A 16637-nucleotide genomic window follows, 5' to 3' on the forward strand; every position below is an offset into this window, starting at 1 on the left:
TTTTCGCCGAGGACCTTCCCCTCAGCGGTAGTCCAGACGCCAGGTGATCTTGATGGGCGTCGCCCCGTCCGCCGGCGCGCCATGGCAGACGACCTTGGTCGTCATGGCGCCCGTCGCGGATCGGTATTCCTTGTCCTGGCCCGTCGGGCCGGACTCGCAGGACTTCAGGCCTTCGACGGCGAAGCGGCGGGCCGCCCCATCGGTGAAGGTGGTGGTGGTCCCGGCCTGCTTGGCCCCGCCCGAGAACGAGCCGAACTGCAGTTCGATGTCCTTGACCTTCACGCCGGCGGCCGGGGTGAAGACGTCGGTGCGGGTGATGTGGCCGGGCTCGAGGACGTAGGTCGTCTTGACCGAGACGCGCTTGTCGGCGACCGGAGCGTTCTGGCCCATCTTGTCCAGTTCGTCCTGGCGCCAGGAGACGGTGGTCTTAGGCCCCTTGGCCTCGACCTTGGCGTCCTTGAAATAGGCCAGCGGCATCAGGGCCGAGCCGTCGTCCAGGATCAGGCGCGGGGTGAGGAACGGCGCGACGCCGTCCGGCGAGCCCGCCAGCATCCCCGGCGAGAACGGGATCGGGAAATACGGATTGTGCATGTGCTGGCTCTCGCCGCCGTTGATCACGGGCAGGCTGATCAGCCGGTCGCCATCGCGGACCGAGACCAGCAGGCGGTCGTAGTCGCCGCGCTGGAACCAGGTCACCTGCCGGCGCGGCAGGGTCGACAGGCCCTTGGCCCAGTCGGCCGCCGGGGCCTTGCCGCCATAGCCCATGCGGGCCCAGTGGGCGCTGGTGTAGGCATATTGGTGGGCCAGGGAGAGGTTCTCGCCCAGGATGCGGAACTTGCCGCGATAGTCATCGGTGCGGCGGCCGCCGTCCCACAGGTTCACCGAACCGGTCTTGGGGTCCTGCCAGAACTCGGCGTAGCGCTGGGCCGCGCGGGCGGCATAGGCGTAGGCGAGGTCCTTCTCCTGCGGGGTCAGCAAGTCCAGCACCGCCGCGGCGGTCAGGGTCTCGATGATCGCCGTCTCGCCGTAGGGGCCGATGCTGCGGCCGTATTCGAAGCCCCGCCCCTCGGCGTCCAGGCGCATCAGCATCACGTCGGCGGACTTGCGCAGCCACGTGAGAACCTGCTGCGGCGGCTTGCCCCCGGTCTCGATGAAGCGCTGGGCGATCTCGCCGGCCAGCAGGACGGAATAGCGGTCGAAGCGCCCTTCCCCGTCGGTCTCGTCGGCGAAGCCGTACTGGCCCGAGTAGAGCTCGTAGTGCTCGGCGATCTTGGCGTACAGCTTCTCGGCCGGCGCGCCGTCGTCCCAGCCCATGCGGGTGCGCAGACGGGCGATGGCGAAGGCCACGCAGTAGTAGTTGTTGGGGTGGTCGATCAGCGCATAGGTGTCGACATCGACGAACATCCGCCAGTCCAGCCGCACGCGCAGCTTGGCCAGGGTCAGCGGATCGACGGCGTCCTTCAGACGGCCGGCCTCGCGCAGCTTGTTCAGCGCCGACAGGTAGTAGTAGGCGCCCCAGCTGTCGTTGGCGTCATCGGCCGTCAGCTTGGCGATCTTGCGGAAGTCGGCGAGGTAGACCGGCAGGCGCGGATCGTTGTCCGGCAGGGTGACCAGGAAATCGACGAGGCCGATGGCGATCTTGCCCGGCAGGAACTTGTCGCTGCCGTTGAACACCGGCGTGCCGTCCAGCTCCAGCTTGCGGCCGTCCTTGACCAGCTTGATCAGCAGCTGCTCGGTCTGGGGCTGGATGCGATCGCGGACCGTGACGTCGTATGCCGGAATGGCCTTGGGAGCCTCCGCCGCCTGGGCGGCAAGGCCCGAGCCCAGCAGGATCAAGGTCGCGATCGAAACGCTGCGCGCGACGCTGGTAACCGGTGTCAGGTACAAGTCGACGGTCCTCCCCGAGTGGTCGTTTCGACCTTGCTCTTGACCGTTCCGACGCGCTGGTCGGCGACCTCCTCAATCGAATTCGGAAGTTTTCGAGTTTTTTATTGAGCCGCGTGCAGCTCGACCGTCGTGGCGGTGCTCTTGGCCCGCACGGGGAAGTAGGACTGGATCGCCTCGACGAAGGCGCGGCTTTCGCCGGCGTTGAACGTGCCGCTGATCCGCAAGGCCCGCAGGCTGGGGTCGGCGATCACCACCTGCAGGGTCGAGTAGCGGTTCATCTCGGCCGCCGCGTCGGCCAGGGCGACATTGTCGAACACCATCTGGCCGCGACGCCAGGCCAGTTCGCGATCCAGGTCGGCGCTGGTCGGGCCGCTCGCGCGCATGCCGTCGACCAGCAGCATCGACTGGCCGGGAGTCATCACCGCCAAGGTCACCGGGCTCTCGTGATCGCTGACGGCGACCTTGCCCTCGGCCAGGACCACCATGGTCTCGCGCGGCTCGCGGCGGACCGAGAAGGCGGTGCCGACGGCCGTCACCGTGCGTGGGCCAGCGTGGACCCGCAGTGGCCGGGCCGTGTCGTGGGCGACCTCGAAATAGGCGCGGCCGGCGACCAGATCGATCGACCGCACCGAGGCGGTATAGCGGACCCGCATGACGCTCAGCGCGTCCATCGTCACCCGGCTGCCGTCGGACAGGGTCAGAGTGCGCTGCTCGCCCAGCGCGGTCTGGAACAAGGCCCCCTGCTGCGCCCGATGGCGCATCCACCAGAGCCCGCCGACCGGCGCGGCGATGGCGGCCACGACCCCGGCGGCGACCGCCCGGCGGTCCCAGCCCGAACGCCGGGCGCGGGCGCGTTGCAAGGCCTCGCGACGCATGGCCAGCAGGCCATCGCTCCCCGCCCCTTCGCCCATCAGACGCCAGACGCCTTCCGCGCGGGCATAGGCTTCCTCGTGGACCGGATCCTCCGCCAGCCAGCGCGCGAAGCCGGCCTCGTCGGACGCGCCATCGCCCAGCCGACGCGCGGCCCAGGCCGCGGCGGTCTCGTCGATCAGGGTCTGTCGCAGCGGGTTGGACACGGGCTAACTCTGGAACGGATCGGCCCCGCGCATCAGGTGCGCCAGGGCCTTGATGATGTACTTCTCGACCGAACTGACGGAAACGCCGAACGCCTTGGCGATCTCGGCATGTTTCCAGCCTTCCAGCCGGTGCAGGATGAAGGCGTCCCGCGTGCGCTCGTCCAGTTCGGACAATCGCAGCATCGCCGCCTGCAAGGCCTGCCTGTCTCCTAAGACGCGCTCGGGCGAAATACCCTCAAAACGGTCCTGGCGAAGTTCGGTCTCGTCGAGGTGGCTGCGGAACGTCTTCTGACGTCGCGACCGGTCACGCAGCAGGTTGACCGCCGTGCGGAAGACGAACGCCTCGGGATTGTCGATGTCCGCGCCGTCGGGGCGTCGCACCAGGCGCAGGAACACTTCCTGCACCAGGTCCTCGGCCTCGTCGCGCGAGCGCACGCGCCGCTCGAAATAGGCGGTCAGCGGCCCGCGATAGGCCTCCGACAGGCGCCGAAGGAAGGCCTCTTCGCGCGGATCGAGTTTGGGCTGCGCGGCCATCCCTACGACAAGTCCTCCCCTAGAGCGTGGCTTGCCACGCTCTCAATGTCTGAGACAGAGCCTGTTTATCCGTTTCTGATGGAAGCATCAGAAACGGACAGGCTCTGCGCGCGGATCGTTGCCGTGCTCACTGGGTTCCGACGCGCTACCCTCGAAAGTCCTCAAGGCGCGCGTGCTCATATTCAGTAGTCCACGGCCAGGCGCAGGCCAACATGCCGGCCGCTGTCGCGCGCGGGCTTCCAGTGCGTGGCCATGGCCGGCTGGCCGTCGGCGCCGAGGAGGTTCCACTGCACGTCCCGCCCCCGCGTCACCGCGAACCGCGTGTCCAGCAGGTTGCTGACGAAGCCGGTCATCCGCCAGCCCTCGCCGCTCAGGCTGGCCGAAGCGTCCAGCACGCCATAGGCCGGTTCGACCGAGGCCGGGTCCTGCAACAGGCTGTAGACCACGCGCGAGCGCCAGCGGTAGCCGGCGTTCAGCTCCAGCACCTGCGCGCCGGCCAGCGGCTTGCGGTAGAGGGTGTTCAGGGTCAGCGACCAGCGCGGGGCGTTGAACAGGGTCTTGCCGCTGAGGTCCTGCTTGCCCCCCACGCAGCCCTGCGCGGCGGTCTGGCCGAAATAGCAGGCGGCGCTGTCGAAGTCGGTCATGATCGCGCGGCTGTAGGCGGCCGCCCCGCCCAGGGTCAGGCGCTCGCCGAGCCGGGCGCTGAACTCGCTCTCGATCCCCTCGGCCTTCATGCTGCCGATGCTGTTGAGGACATTGAGCCCCGTGGCGTCGTCGCGGCTCTGGGCCTGGAAGCCGGAGAACCGCTCCTGATAGGCGGTCAGGTTCAGGCTGAGATTGCGGTCAGGCGAGACGGCCCGCAGGCCGGCCTCGTAGCTGCCGACCGTCTCGGAGGCGACCGGTTGCTGGGCGGCGATGGCGTCGGCCACCGGCCGGCCGGCATAGGGTCCCGACGTCAGGCGCGTGCGCGTCGTCAGGCTGCTGGTCAGGTCGTAGGCGCGCCCTTTGTAGCCGGTCGAATAGCTGGCATAGGCCGTGACGTTCGGCGTGAGCTTGCCCTGGAGGCCGATGCGGCCGCTGAGTGCGGTGTCACTGTGGCAGGTGTCGATCGGCAAGGTCGGGCTGGAGCGCGAACAGGCCGGGACGCCGTAGGTGACGCCGTTGCCCAGGTCGTCGAAGCGGTAGCCGATCTTCTCGTGGCTGATGCGCGCGCCCGACAGGATCGAGACGCGGCTGCTCAACGCATAGGCCCCCTGCCCGAACACCGCCATCGTCTCGCTGAAGGTCCGCGCCACATAGCTGGAATAGGCCGTGCTGTTGGTGGTCGGCAGGGCCGGGAGGCCGTTGTAGTCGCCCAGGGTGTTGGAGCCGCGCACGAAGGCGCGCTCCGACCGGGTGCGCCCGACATAGACGCCGGCGACATAGTCCCAGCGCCCGCCCGTCGGGCTGTTCAGCCGCACCTCCTGGCTGGCGGTCCGGATGCGGAAATAGCCGCCGTTGGACGAGCCGCCGTGCGGGGCCTGGGGCGCGAACAGGCTATAGTCGAGATCGGTCGCGTCGGTGTCCTGGCGGTCGTAAAGATAGTAGCGATCGAGCGACGAGATCGAGGTCAGCCGCCACGAACCGACCGCGCCGGCCACCCGGAGATTGACGCCCTTGTCGGTCCCATTCCCCCGCGCGTTGATGTCGTAGCGGGCGAAGTGGTTGTCGGGACCTGGCGCGATGCCGCGCAACACCGCCTCGCGCGACAGCTCGGCCCGGCTCAAGGTGGCTTGCGGCGAGATGTAGGTGTCGGCCCCGACGCAGCACGAGGACAGCGAGCGGGTGTAGTAGGGGCTGACCGCGACCGTCCAGTTGTCGCCCGGCGTCCAGACCAGCTTGCCCCGCAGGTTGAGGTCCGACTGGCCGTTCAGCCACTGCCGGCTCGCCAGGTTGAAGACGTTGCCGCGATAACGGCTGTAGGCGGCCGAGACGCGGAAGTTCAGGTCCTCGTTCACCGGTCCCGTGACGCTGGCCTGCACGCGCCGCTCGTGGTCGTCGGTCAGCAGGGTCTCTGCCCGCGCGGCGAAGACGTCGCTGGCCGGGTTGGTGGTGATGTAGATGACCCCGGCCGAGGCCGACTTGCCGAACAGGGTGCTCTGCGGCCCGCGCAGGATCTCCACCTGCCGCACGTCGGCCAGGGCCGTGAAGGCCATGGCCTGGAAGGCCTGCGGCACGTCGTCGATCACCACCACCACGCTGGGCTCGGTGCCGATCGAATAGGAATAGGTGCCTACGCCCCGGACATTGATGCTGTTGTTGCCGGGCTGGGTGGTCTTGGAGATGGTCAGGGTCGGGACCAGCCTGACGAGGTCGTCGAAGTCGCGCACGCCGGCCCGGTCCATCATCTGGCTGGACAGCGCCTGCACCGAGGCGTCGGACAGGCCCAGGGTCTCGACCCGCTTGCCCGAGGTGACGACCACCGCCTCCAGCCCGACGACGGGCTCGATCTCCTGGACATGGCGAACGACGGCGGCGGGCGCGATGCGCTCGGTCCGCTCCGCCGGCTTGGCGCGATAGAGGACGATGACGCCCGAAGGGGTCTTGCGGAAGGCCAGGTCGGTCTCAGCCAACAGCGCACGCAGCGCTCGGTCCGGGGTCATGCGGCCACGCAGGGCCGGGGCGCGCTGGTCGGCGGTCAACTCCGGCGCGAAGAGCAGCTGCTCGCCCGTGACCTGACCGAACCGCTGCAAGGCCAGGCTGAGGCTGGAGGCGTCCTGGTTGAAGCTGGAGGGAGCGCTACCAGCCATCGCCATCGCGGGGGCCAGCAGGGTCAGCCCGAAGAGGACCCCCACGCAGCTCAAGCGACGAGCGCGGACGACGCGCCGAAACATACCGACCTCCCCTTCGCGGCTCTTCGGCCGCTGTGCGGGCCGCCCATGAAGACAGCCCTTTCCCTTACGACGCGCGCCCTGAGATCGTCCTCAAGGAAAAGCGGCCGATCCCCTCTCTATTTCGTCAGCACACGTCACGGTCAAGATTTCGCCTATCGCAACGATAGGAACAATCAATTTTACCAATGGACAGAAAGGACGGCTCCTAGGGTCGCGGTCGGGGGAAACGACAGCCACAGGCGCGAGCAGCGCGGAGGAAACCACAATGGACGCTAAGGTCGACGACAGCGTGCAAGGTCAGTGCCCGATGGGCAAAGGACGCGGAGGCAGAGGCAACCGCGACTGGTGGCCGGAAAATCTCCGCCTCGAAAGTCTCAACCAACATTCGCCGCGCTCCAATCCGATGGGCGAGGCGTTCAATTACGCCGAGGAGTTCAAGACCCTCGACCTGAACGCGGTGATCGCCGACCTGCACGCCCTGCAGACCGACAGCCAGGACTGGTGGCCGGCTGACTTCGGTCACTATGGCGGCCTCTTCATCCGCCTGGCCTGGCACAGCGCCGGCACCTATCGCACCTCGGACGGTCGCGGCGGCGCGGGCGGCGGGCAGCAGCGCTTCGCCCCGCTGAACAGCTGGCCGGACAACGCCAACCTCGACAAGGCCCGCCGCCTGCTGTGGCCGATCAAGCAGAAGTACGGCCGCAAGATCTCCTGGGCCGACCTCTACGTCCTCGTGGGCAACGTCGCGCTGGAGTCGATGGGCTTCAAGACCTTCGGCTTCGCCGGCGGCCGCGCCGACCAGTGGGAGCCCGAAGAGCTGTACTGGGGTCCGGAAGGCTCGTGGCTGGGCGACGAGCGCTACAGCGGCGAGCGTCAGCTGCATCCAGCCCTGGGCGCGGTGCAGATGGGCCTGATCTACGTCAATCCGGAAGGTCCGAACGGCACGCCCGATCCGCTGGCCTCGGCCCGCGACATCCGTGACACCTTCGCCCGCATGGCGATGAACGACGAAGAGACCGTCGCCCTGATCGCCGGCGGCCACACCTTCGGCAAGACCCACGGCGCGGGCGATCCTTCGTTCGTGGGCCCCGAGCCGGAAGGTGGCCAGATCGAGGACGGCGGCCTGGGCTGGCGCAGCAAGCACGCCTCGGGCGTGGGCGCCGACGCCATCACGTCGGGCCTGGAAGTCACCTGGACCCAGACGCCGACGAAGTGGAGCAACCACTTCTTCGACAACCTCTTCAAGTTCGAGTGGGAGCTGACCAAGAGCCCCGGCGGCGCCAACCAGTGGGAAGCCAAGGACGCGCCGGCCGATATCCCGAACGCCTTTGATGGCTCCAAGACCCAGCGCCCCCGGATGCTGACCTCGGACCTGGCCCTGCGCTTCGACCCGGCCTACGAGAAGATCTCGCGCCGGTTCTACGAGAACCCGGACCAGTTCGCCGACGCCTTCGCCCGCGCCTGGTTCAAGCTGACCCACCGCGACATGGGGCCGATCAGCCGCTACCTCGGCCCGCTGGTGCCGAAGGAAACCCTGATCTGGCAGGACCCGATCCCGGCCGTCGATCACCCCCTGATCGACGCCGCCGACGCCAAGGCCCTGAAGGACAAGATCCTCAGCTCCGGCCTGTCTGTGTCGGAGCTGGTCGGCGCGGCCTGGGCCTCGGCCTCGACCTACCGCAAGTCGGACAAGCGCGGCGGGGCCAACGGCGCCCGCGTGCGCCTGGCGCCGCAGAAGGACTGGGAGGTCAACAACCCGCCGGTCCTGGCCAAGGTGCTCTCCACGCTCGAGGGCATCCAGCAGGGGTTCGGCAAGAAAGTCTCCCTGGCCGACCTGATCGTGCTGGCGGGCAACGCCGCCGTCGAGAAGGCCGCCGCTGACGCCGGCACGCCGATCGAGGTCCCGTTCGCCCCGGGCCGCATGGACGCCTCGGCCGAGCAGACCGACGCGGAGTCGTTCGAACCGCTGGAGCCGATCTCGGACGGCTTCCGCAACTATCGCGCGGCCGGGACCCAGTTCATGGCTCCGGAAGAGGCGCTGGTCGATCGGGCCCATCTGCTGGGCCTGACCGCGCCGGAGCTGACCGTGCTGGTCGGCGGCCTGCGCGTGCTGGGCGCCAACTACAACGGCAGCAAGGACGGGGTGTTCACCAACCGCGTCGGCGCGCTGACCAACGACTTCTTCGTCAACCTGCTGGACATGGGCACCACCTGGGCGCCGACGGCGATCAACGCCTTCGCCGGCCATGACCGCAAGAGCAGCGAGGCCCGCTGGACCGCCAGCCGCGTCGATCTGATCTTCGGCTCCCACGCCGAACTGCGGGCCTTCGCCGAGGTGTATGCCGCCTCGGACGCGAAGGAGAAGTTCGTGAAGGACTTCGTGGCGGCGTGGACCAAGGTCATGAACGCCGACCGCCTCGACCTGAACTGACGACTTAGGGTTCAGGCCTGAAACGAAAAAGGGGCGCTAGCCGGCTTGGCTAGCGCCCCAATTCTTTGCGCGGTGGCGTCTAGTCCGCCGCCGCGTGGGCCGCGCCGTTGGCCTGGGCCTTCTTGGTCAGCCAGATCAGCGGGATCAGGATCACGCACAGCCAGGCCGAGACGCGGAAGAAGTCCAGCGCCGCCAGCAGGTAGGCCTGGTTGATCACCTGGTTGGTGACCGCCCCGACCGCCTGCAGGTGGCTCATGCCGGTGGCCTGCAGCTTGTTCACCGCGTCGATCCAGGCCGGACTGCCCGAGCTCATGGTCTCGGCCAGGCGGGTCTGGTGCACGGACTCGCCGCGGTCCCAGATCGTCGTGGCCAGCGAGGCGGCGAAGCTGCCCGCGGTGATCCGCGAGAAGTTCGACAGGCCCGAGGCTTGCGGCGTCAGCTGCGGCGGAATGCCGTTCAGCGAGATGGTCACCATCGACAGGAAGAAGGTGCTCATCGCCACGCCCTGCACCAGCATCGGCATGACCAGCGCCCAGAAGTTGGCGTCGGGCGTGTAGCCCGAGCGCATCCAGAACGACAGACCGAAGGCGCCCAGAGACAGGGTCGCCGTCCAGCGGGCGTCGACCTTGGTCATCAGCCTGGCCATGAACGGCGTCAGCATGACCGCCACCACGCCGCTCGGCGCGGCCACCAGGCCGGCCCAGGTGGCGATGTAGCCCATCCGGGTCTGCAGCCACAGCGGCAGCAGCAGGTTGTTGCCGAAGAACACCGCGTAGCCCAGGCAGAAGGCGATGGTGCCGATGGCGAAGTTGCTGGACTTGAACAGCGACAGGTCAACGATCGGGTGCTTCTCGTTCAGCTCCCAGATCACCCAGGCGATGAAGCCGATGATGGCGATCCACATCTCGACGACGATGGCGGGCGAGGAGAACCAGTCGGCCTCCTTGCCGGTGTCCAGCATCACCTGCAGCGCGCCGACCCACACCAGCAGCAGCATGAAGCCGGTGCGGTCGATCGGCAGCTTGCGGGTCGGCGTCTCGCGGCTGGCCATGTTCCGCCAGCAGATGACGGCGCACAGGATGCCGACGGGCACGTTGATCAGGAAGATCCACGGCCACGAGAAGTTGTCGGAGATGTAGCCGCCCAGGATCGGCCCGCAGATCGGGGCCACCAGGGTGGTCATCGACCAGATGGCCAGGGCCGTCCCGCGCTTGTTGGGCGGGAAGATCATGATCAGCAGGGCTTGGGAGCCGGGGATCATCGGCCCGGACACCGCGCCCTGCAGGATCCGGAACAGGATCAGAGACTCCAGGCTCCAGGAGATGCCGCACAGCAGCGAGGCGACGGTGAACAGGATCACCGAGGCCACAAAGGTCTTCACGACGCCGTAGCGGCCCATCAGCCAGCCGGTCAGCGGCACCGAGACGCCGTTGGCCACGGCGAAGGCGGTGATCACCCACGTGCCCTGGCTGGAGCTGACGCCGAGGTTACCGGCGATCGTGGGGATCGAGACGTTGGCGATGGTGCTGTCCAGCACCTGCATGAAGGTGCCCAGCGCCAGGGCGATGGAGGTGACGGCCAGCAGGATGCCGGTCATCGGCGGCGGACCGGCCGCCTGGGATTGTTCGGACGCCATGAGGCGGCTCCTTACAGAGAACTCAGCCTACTTCGCGACGTCGATCTTGGCCTTCATGGACAGCCCCACGCGCAGCGGATGCTTGGCCAGTTCGGCCGGGTCCAGGGTGATGCGGACCGGCACGCGCTGGACGACCTTGATCCAGTTGCCCGAGGCGTTCTGGGCCGGGATCAGCGAGAAGGCCGAGCCGGTGCCGCCGGCCAGGCCGCGGACCTTGCCGTGGAACTTCACGTGGCCGCCATAGAGGTCGGAGACCAGCACCACCGGCTGGCCGGGGACCACCTTGTCCAGCTGCACTTCCTTGAAGTTGGCGTCGACATAGGCCTGGGCGGTCGGGACCACGGCCATCATCGGCGTGCCCATGGCGACCTGCTGGCCGACCTGCACCGACTTGCGGGCGACGACGCCGTCGGTCGGGGCGCGGACCACGGTGCGGGCCAGGGCCAGGCGGGCGGCGTCGAGCTTGGCCTGGGCGGCCTTCACTTCCGGGTTCTCGGTGACCGAGACGCCGGAGATCAACACGGTGTTGACCTCGCGCGTGCCGATGGCGGCGTCGCGGCTGGCCAGGGCCTGGGCGCGGACGGCCTGGGCGGCGGTCAGCCCGGCCTGGGCGTTGCTCAGGCGGTTCTGGGCGGTGGTCAGTTCATCGCCCGACACGGCCCCCTCGCCCACCAGGGCCTGGCGGCGCGAGAGGTCGACGCGGGCGCGCTCGACGTCCGATTTGGCGGCGGCGATCTGAGCGTCGGCGCGGGCGACGTCGGCCTGGCGGGCCTCGAACTGGCCGCCCAGGGCGGTGTCATTGGCGAAGTAGCCCTTCACCTTGCGCTCGGCCTGGCCGAGGGCGGCTTCGGCTTGGGCCACGGCGATGCGGGCGTCGGCGTCGTCGATGATGACCAGCGGGTCGCCGGCCTTCACGGCCTGCGTCTCGACCACGAAGATCTTGGCGACCGGGCCGGGCGACAGGGCGGTGACCTGGGCGGTCTCGGCCCCGACATAGGCGTCGTCGGTCTCAACATAGTGGCTCTCAAAGGCGAGCCAGTAGGCGCCGTAGGCGACCACGCCGATGGCGACGGCGCCGCCCAGCAGGGTCAGTTGGCGGCGACGCTTGTTGTTGGAAGCGGCTTGCGAAGCGGCGGGTTGTTGATCGGACATAGGTGCAAGTCCTAGGAAGCGAAGGCTGTGAAAATTCGGGTTCAGACGCCGGTGAAACCGCCGCCGAGGGCGCGGATCAGGGCGATGTCCAGGGCGAAGGCGCGGCTTTCCAGATCGGCGACGACCCGGCGCTGCGTCAGCACCGACTGCTCGGCCAGCAGAACCGACTGATAGGTCGACAGCTGGCCCTCGTAGCGCAGGCGGGCGATGCGATAGGCGTTCTCGTTGGCGGTCAGGGCCAGACGAGCGTCGGACAGGCGGCTGGTCAGGGCCTTCTCGCTGGCGGCGACGTCGGCCACTTCGCGCAGGGCCTGGGTCAGGGCGCCGTCATAGCTGGCGACGGCGGCGTCGCGGTCGGCCTCGGCGCCGCGCAGGCCAGCGCGCAGGCGCCCGCCCTCGAAGATCGGCAGGCGCAAGGCCGGGCCGATCTGACCGATGTCCGAACCGCTGGAGAACAGCTTGTCAAGATACAACGACTGCACGCCGATGAAGCCGGTCAGGTTGACGTCCGGATAGAACATCGCCTTGGCCTGCTTGGTGCGCGAGGTCGCGGCCTCGGCCCGCCACTTGGCGGCGACCACGTCGGGGCGGCGGCCGATCAGGTTGGCCGGTAGGTTCTCCGGCAGACCGAACGGCTTGATGGTCGCCGTGGCCGGGCGGGCGATGGCCAGGCCGCGATCGGGACCGGCGCCGACCAGGGCGGCCAGGGCGTTGCGGGTCAGGGCGATCTGTTCGTCGATGGCCGAGAGTTCAGCCTTCGAAGCGGGAGGACCGGCCGCCGCCTGCTCGCTCTCGGCCTTGGTGTCGAGGCCGTTGGCGACGCGCTTGGCGACGAGATTGCTGGTCTGCTCCCGCAGGCTGACGGCGGCGGCGGCGACGTCGCGCTGGGCGTAGAGCCGCGACAGCTCGGCATAGGTCGAGGCGATGGCGGTCGACAGGGTCAGGCGGGCCTGGGCGGCGTCGGCCTGGGCGGCCTTGGCTTCCGAGGTCGCCGCGGCGATGGCCGCGCGGTTCTTGCCGAAGAAGTCCAGTTCCCAGCTGGCGTCCAGCGCGATGCGGCCGGTGTCGTTGTAGCCGTGCGGCACGAAGGCCGGCGGGATGCCGGCGTTGTAGCTCTGCTTGCTCTCGCCGACATCGACGCCAAGGCCGACGCGGGGCAGATCGGCGGCCTTGGCCTGGCTGACCAGCGACTGGGCGCGGCGCAGGCGGGCCTCGGCGGCGGCCAGGGTCGGCGAGCCTTTCAGGGCTTCGTCTTCCAGGGCGTTGAGCTGGGTGTCGCCATAAGCGGTCCACCAGGCGTCGGCGGGCCACTCGGCGGTCGGGGCGGCCAGGGCCTGAGCGGTTTCGTAAGACTGCGGGGCCTTGGCCACGCGGGCGGGCTGCGCCGGGGGCAGGCTTGCGCAGGCGGCCAGCACCAGGGCGCTGGCGGCGGCGAAGAAGGGAGCACTGTGTCGGAGGGAGGGGGTCGACATGGGGAGAGCCTTGATGTGACCGTACGGTATAGTCATATGCTGGAGTGCAAGTAGGCCCCTCCTGTGCTACAGTCAAGGCGACCGTACCGTACGGTCGGAAAAAGTTCATGACGACGACCGACACAAAACCCCGCCTGGATCGCGACGCCCGCCGCGAGGCGATCCTCGACATCGCCGCAGAAGTCTTTCTGGAGGAGGGCTTCGACGCCGCCTCGATGTCGACCATCGCGGCCAAGGTCGGCGGCTCGAAAAGCACGCTCTACAACTACTTCAAGAGCAAGGAAGACATCTTCCAGGCCCACGTGGAGCGCTATTGCAGCTGGCAGGGCCAGGAGATGTTCGCCCTGCTGGACGACGAGGGCGACGACGTGCGCGCGGCCCTTACCCGCCTGGGCAAGCGCTACGTCACCAACGTCATGTCCGATCGCAACATGCGCCACTTCCGCCTGATCGCGACGGCGTCGGAACGCTCGCCCGACATCGGCCGGGCGTTCTACGAGGCCGGCCCCTTGCGCGGCGCGCGCCTCTTGGGCGGCTTCCTGGCCCGGATGAAGCTGGAAGGCCGGATCGACGTCCCCGACCCGATCGCCGCCGGCCACCAGTTCATCGGTCTCTGCCAGAACCGGATGCTGAAGGCGCGGCTGGTCAACTATATCGGCGCGCCGACCTCCGAGGAGGTCGACGCCGAGGTCGAGACCGCGGTCCGCACCTTCATGGCCGCGTTCGGGACGAAGACCGCCTAGAGCACCTCGAACAGCCCCGCCGCGCCCATGCCGCCGCCGACGCACATGGTGACGACGACGTGCTTGGCCCCTCGCCGCTTGCCCTCGATCAGGGCGTGGCCGGTCAGGCGCGCGCCCGACATGCCGTAGGGATGGCCCATGGCGATGGCGCCGCCGTTGACGTTGAGCAGCTCGTCCGGGATGCCCAGGCGGTCACGGCAATAGACGACCTGGCAGGCGAAGGCCTCGTTCAGCTCCCACAGGCCGATGTCGTCGATCTTGAGGTCGAAGCGTTCCAGCAGGCGCGGGATGGCGAAGACCGGGCCGATGCCCATCTCGTCCGGCTTGGTCCCGGCCACGGCCATGCCGACATAGCGGCCCAGCGGCTGCAGGCCGCGCTTCTCGGCCAGGCCCGCCTCCATGACCACGCAGGCCGAGGCGCCATCCGACAGCTGGCTGGCGTTACCGGCCGTGACCGTGCCGCCGGGGCGCACGACCTTCAAGGCCGCTAGGCCTTCCAGCGTGGTGTCCGGCCGCACGCCCTCGTCGCGGCCTAGCGTGATCTCGCGATGCGAGACCGCGCCGTTCTCCTTGTCGGCGACCTTCATGTTCGCGGTCATCGGCACGAGTTCAGCCTCGAAGCGTCCGGTGCTCTGAGCCGCCGCCGCGCGCTGCTGCGATGACAGGGCGTAGAGGTCACAGACCTCGCGGGTGATCCCGTAGCGAGCCGCGACCGTCTCGGCCGTGTCCAGCATCGGCATGTAGGCGTCAGGGTGCATCGCCACGAGCTCGGGGTCCTGATCGACCCGCATCTGCGGGGTCTGGACCAGCGAGATCGACTCGACGCCGCCGGCGACGATGACGTCCATGCGGTCGACGATGACCTGCTTGGCGGCCGTGGCGATGGTCATCAGGCCCGACGAGCACTGGCGGTCCATGGTCATGCCTGGGACCTCGACCGGGAAGCCGGCCCGCAGAGCCGCCATCCGACCGATCGTGGCCTGAGAGCCCTGCGGCAGCGAGCAGCCGAGGATGCAGTCCTCGATCTCGCCCGGATCGACGCCTGCACGCTGGACCGCGTGGGTCAGAGCGTGGGCGGCCAGGGTCGGCGACGGGGTGTCGTTGAAGGCCCCGCGATAGGCGCGGCCGATCGGCGTGCGCGCCGTGGAGACGATGACGGCCTGACGCATCACGCGGGCTCCTTGGCGGCGGCGGCCATCAGGCTGGCGCTAGCCACTTCTCGCTCGGCCTGGGTGAAGCCGTAGGCCGGGACGATCTCGCCCGCCCGATCGCTGACGCCGTCCCACTGGCGGATCAGCTGCTCGCCCGCGTCCGCACCGCCGCCGATATAGCGACCGTCGGTCAGGGTGACGTTGGCGGTGGCGAAGTGGCCCGCGCCGGCGCACAGGATCGTGCGGGTCGGGGCGTCGTCCTGGACCAGGGCCAGCAGGCCCGGGCTGACGAAGGCGGGGTCCAGCAGCGCCAGGCTCTCGGCCGAGAGCACGCCCTCGGTCATGCCCGTGGCCGCCGTCGGGGCCAAGCAGTTGACGCGGACATTGTACTTCTCGCCCTCGATGGCCAGGGTCTGCATCAGCCCGACCAGCGCCATCTTGGCCGCGCCATAGTTGGCCTGCCCGAAATTGCCGTAGAGGCCGGAGGACGAGGTCGTCATGACGATGCGGCCATAGCCCTGCTCGCGCATCAGCGCCCACACGGCCTTGGCGCAGACGGCCGCGCCCATCAGGTGGACGTCGACCACCAGGCGGAAGTCGGAAAGGTCCATCTTGGCGAAGGTCTTGTCGCGCAGGATGCCGGCATTGCTGATCAGGATGTCGACCCGGCCCCAGCGCGCCACGACCTGCTCGACCATCGCATTGACGGCAGCCTCGTCTGTGACCGAGGCCGCCACGGCGAACGCCTCGCCGCCCTGGGCGACGATCTCGGCGGCCACGCGATCGGCGGCCTCTTGGGTGAGGTCGTTGACGACCACCTTGGCGCCCTGCCCGGCCAGGTACAGCGCGTGGGCGCGGCCCAGGCCTCCGCCGGCGCCCGTGACGATCGCGACGCGTCCTTGCAGCATCATGACAAAATCCCCTTTGCTCACTAGACTGTTAGTGAATGTCTTTGACGGATTGATCTCGAACGAAGGCGGTCCCTTAAGTCTGCGCCTTGCGCCGCTCGCAGGCCGCGATGAAGCCGGCGGCCATGAACGCGGCCATCCGCTCCTTCACGGCATGGAAGTCGTCGGACTTGCAGACCCCGCCCGACAGCTTGTCGATCCGGCCCGTGCGGGCCAGGGTCAGCATCAGCGCTCCGGTGACGAAGTGGTAGCCCCAGAAGATGTCGGCCTCCGGACAGTCCGGCAGGGCCTTCTTCAGCAGGTCGATCAGGCGCAGGACCACCGGGTCGAAGTGCGCGTCCATCAGCGACGCGCCCCACTCCGGCGTGTTGGCGACCTGGGCGCCGAGGGCGGCGTAGTTCTTCCAGCCGTCCCCGCCCTCCATGTAGAGATCCAGGTCGGTGTCGAGGAAAGCGCGCAGGGCGCCCTCCACCGTCGGCTTGCCCCCGGCGGCCGCCTCATAGGCGTCCATGGCCGTCATCCGCCGCTCGATGGTCACGTTCGCCCGGCGCGCGAAGACCGCGTCGAACAGGGTCTTCTTGTCGTCGAAGTAGTAGTTCATCAGCGTGTGGTGCACGCCGACCTGCTTGGCCACGTCCTTCAGGGTGACACCATAGAGCCCGTGCTTGGAGAACAGTTCCTCGGCCGCGTCGAGGATCTGCTCCATCTTCTCGGCGCGCTGTTCGGCCTTGGTGGTGCGTCGACGGGGCGTAGCGGCTTCGGACACTGATCGGG

At 68.7% G+C, this 16637-nt stretch carries 12 protein-coding genes; 2 read left to right on the forward strand and 10 right to left on the reverse strand.

The window, feature by feature from the left end; all coding sequences use genetic code 11:
- Positions 1-21: 21 nt before the first annotated feature.
- From AC07YH_RS12565 to AC07YH_RS12580, 4 genes are all read right to left on the reverse strand, one after another.
- The gene (locus AC07YH_RS12565) at positions 22-1887 is read right to left on the reverse strand and encodes a hypothetical protein (RefSeq protein WP_494747321.1); all 1866 of its coding nucleotides are present in this window, start codon (positions 1885-1887) and stop codon (positions 22-24) included.
- Between the two features lie 101 nt (positions 1888-1988).
- On the reverse strand, positions 1989-2963 hold the full coding sequence (locus tag AC07YH_RS12570) for a FecR family protein (protein WP_494747322.1): 975 nt from the start codon (positions 2961-2963) through the stop codon (positions 1989-1991).
- 3 nt (positions 2964-2966) lie between these two features.
- A complete protein-coding gene (locus AC07YH_RS12575; protein ID WP_494614918.1) occupies positions 2967-3497 on the reverse strand; it encodes an RNA polymerase sigma factor in 531 nt (176 codons plus the stop codon).
- 182 nt (positions 3498-3679) lie between these two features.
- The gene (locus tag AC07YH_RS12580; protein ID WP_494747323.1) at positions 3680-6370 is read right to left on the reverse strand and encodes a TonB-dependent receptor; all 2691 of its coding nucleotides are present in this window, start codon (positions 6368-6370) and stop codon (positions 3680-3682) included.
- Between the two features lie 265 nt (positions 6371-6635).
- On the opposite strand from AC07YH_RS12580, the gene katG reads away from it, so the two are divergent.
- A complete protein-coding gene (gene katG, locus AC07YH_RS12585; protein ID WP_494747324.1) occupies positions 6636-8801 on the forward strand; it encodes a catalase/peroxidase HPI in 2166 nt (721 codons plus the stop codon).
- Positions 8802-8880: 79 nt separating this feature from the next.
- Here katG and AC07YH_RS12590 read toward each other — a convergent pair whose 3' ends face one another.
- From AC07YH_RS12590 to AC07YH_RS12600, 3 genes are read right to left on the reverse strand one after another with little or no spacing between them, the layout of a single operon-like run.
- A complete protein-coding gene (locus AC07YH_RS12590) occupies positions 8881-10437 on the reverse strand; it encodes a DHA2 family efflux MFS transporter permease subunit (protein ID WP_494747325.1) in 1557 nt (518 codons plus the stop codon).
- Between the two features lie 27 nt (positions 10438-10464).
- Positions 10465-11589, reverse strand: a complete 1125-nt coding sequence (locus AC07YH_RS12595; RefSeq protein ID WP_494747326.1) for an HlyD family secretion protein — start codon at positions 11587-11589, stop codon at positions 10465-10467.
- A gap of 41 nt (positions 11590-11630) precedes the next feature.
- Positions 11631-13061 carry an efflux transporter outer membrane subunit gene (locus AC07YH_RS12600; RefSeq protein WP_494747327.1) on the reverse strand — a complete coding sequence of 477 codons (1431 nt, stop codon included), beginning with the start codon at positions 13059-13061 and terminating at the stop codon, positions 11631-11633.
- Positions 13062-13168: 107 nt separating this feature from the next.
- On the opposite strand from AC07YH_RS12600, the gene AC07YH_RS12605 reads away from it, so the two are divergent.
- Entirely contained in the window at positions 13169-13804 is a 636-nt protein-coding gene (locus tag AC07YH_RS12605) for a TetR/AcrR family transcriptional regulator (protein ID WP_494747328.1), read from the forward strand.
- Here the strand turns inward: AC07YH_RS12605 and AC07YH_RS12610 are convergent.
- The 3 genes from AC07YH_RS12610 to AC07YH_RS12620 all read right to left on the reverse strand — a co-directional run bounded on the left by AC07YH_RS12610 (position 13801) and on the right by AC07YH_RS12620 (position 16569).
- Positions 13801-14973 carry an acetyl-CoA C-acyltransferase gene (locus tag AC07YH_RS12610; protein ID WP_494747329.1) on the reverse strand — a complete coding sequence of 391 codons (1173 nt, stop codon included), beginning with the start codon at positions 14971-14973 and terminating at the stop codon, positions 13801-13803. The two genes, AC07YH_RS12605 and AC07YH_RS12610, sit on opposite strands and share 4 nt — an antisense overlap.
- Positions 14973-15866 (reverse strand): SDR family NAD(P)-dependent oxidoreductase, encoded by an 894-nt coding sequence (locus AC07YH_RS12615; RefSeq protein WP_494747330.1) that lies wholly within the window; start codon positions 15864-15866, stop codon positions 14973-14975. The genes AC07YH_RS12610 and AC07YH_RS12615 overlap by 1 nt, the downstream gene beginning before the upstream one ends.
- A gap of 73 nt (positions 15867-15939) precedes the next feature.
- Positions 15940-16569 carry a TetR/AcrR family transcriptional regulator gene (locus AC07YH_RS12620; RefSeq protein ID WP_494747412.1) on the reverse strand — a complete coding sequence of 210 codons (630 nt, stop codon included), beginning with the start codon at positions 16567-16569 and terminating at the stop codon, positions 15940-15942.
- Positions 16570-16637: the final 68 nt, after the last annotated feature.

The organism is Caulobacter sp. GW456-12-1-14-TSB4, assembly GCF_059424195.1.

Bases quoted from the DNA above. Each gene is read 5' to 3' on its own strand.
- AC07YH_RS12575 (WP_494614918.1), bottom strand. From the start codon at position 3,497: ATGGCCGCGCAGCCCAAACTCGATCCGCGCGAAGAGGCCTTCCTTCGG.
- AC07YH_RS12580 (WP_494747323.1), bottom strand. From the start codon at position 6,370: ATGTTTCGGCGCGTCGTCCGCGCTCGTCGCTTGAGCTGCGTGGGGGTC.
- AC07YH_RS12590 (WP_494747325.1), bottom strand. From the start codon at position 10,437: ATGGCGTCCGAACAATCCCAGGCGGCCGGTCCGCCGCCGATGACCGGC.
- AC07YH_RS12605 (WP_494747328.1), top strand. From the start codon at position 13,169: ATGACGACGACCGACACAAAACCCCGCCTGGATCGCGACGCCCGCCGC.
- AC07YH_RS12615 (WP_494747330.1), bottom strand. From the start codon at position 15,866: ATGATGCTGCAAGGACGCGTCGCGATCGTCACGGGCGCCGGCGGAGGC.
- AC07YH_RS12600 (WP_494747327.1), bottom strand. From the start codon at position 13,061: ATGTCGACCCCCTCCCTCCGACACAGTGCTCCCTTCTTCGCCGCCGCC.
- katG (WP_494747324.1), top strand. From the start codon at position 6,636: ATGGACGCTAAGGTCGACGACAGCGTGCAAGGTCAGTGCCCGATGGGC.
- AC07YH_RS12610 (WP_494747329.1), bottom strand. From the start codon at position 14,973: ATGCGTCAGGCCGTCATCGTCTCCACGGCGCGCACGCCGATCGGCCGC.
- AC07YH_RS12620 (WP_494747412.1), bottom strand. From the start codon at position 16,569: ATGGAGCAGATCCTCGACGCGGCCGAGGAACTGTTCTCCAAGCACGGG.
- AC07YH_RS12595 (WP_494747326.1), bottom strand. From the start codon at position 11,589: ATGTCCGATCAACAACCCGCCGCTTCGCAAGCCGCTTCCAACAACAAG.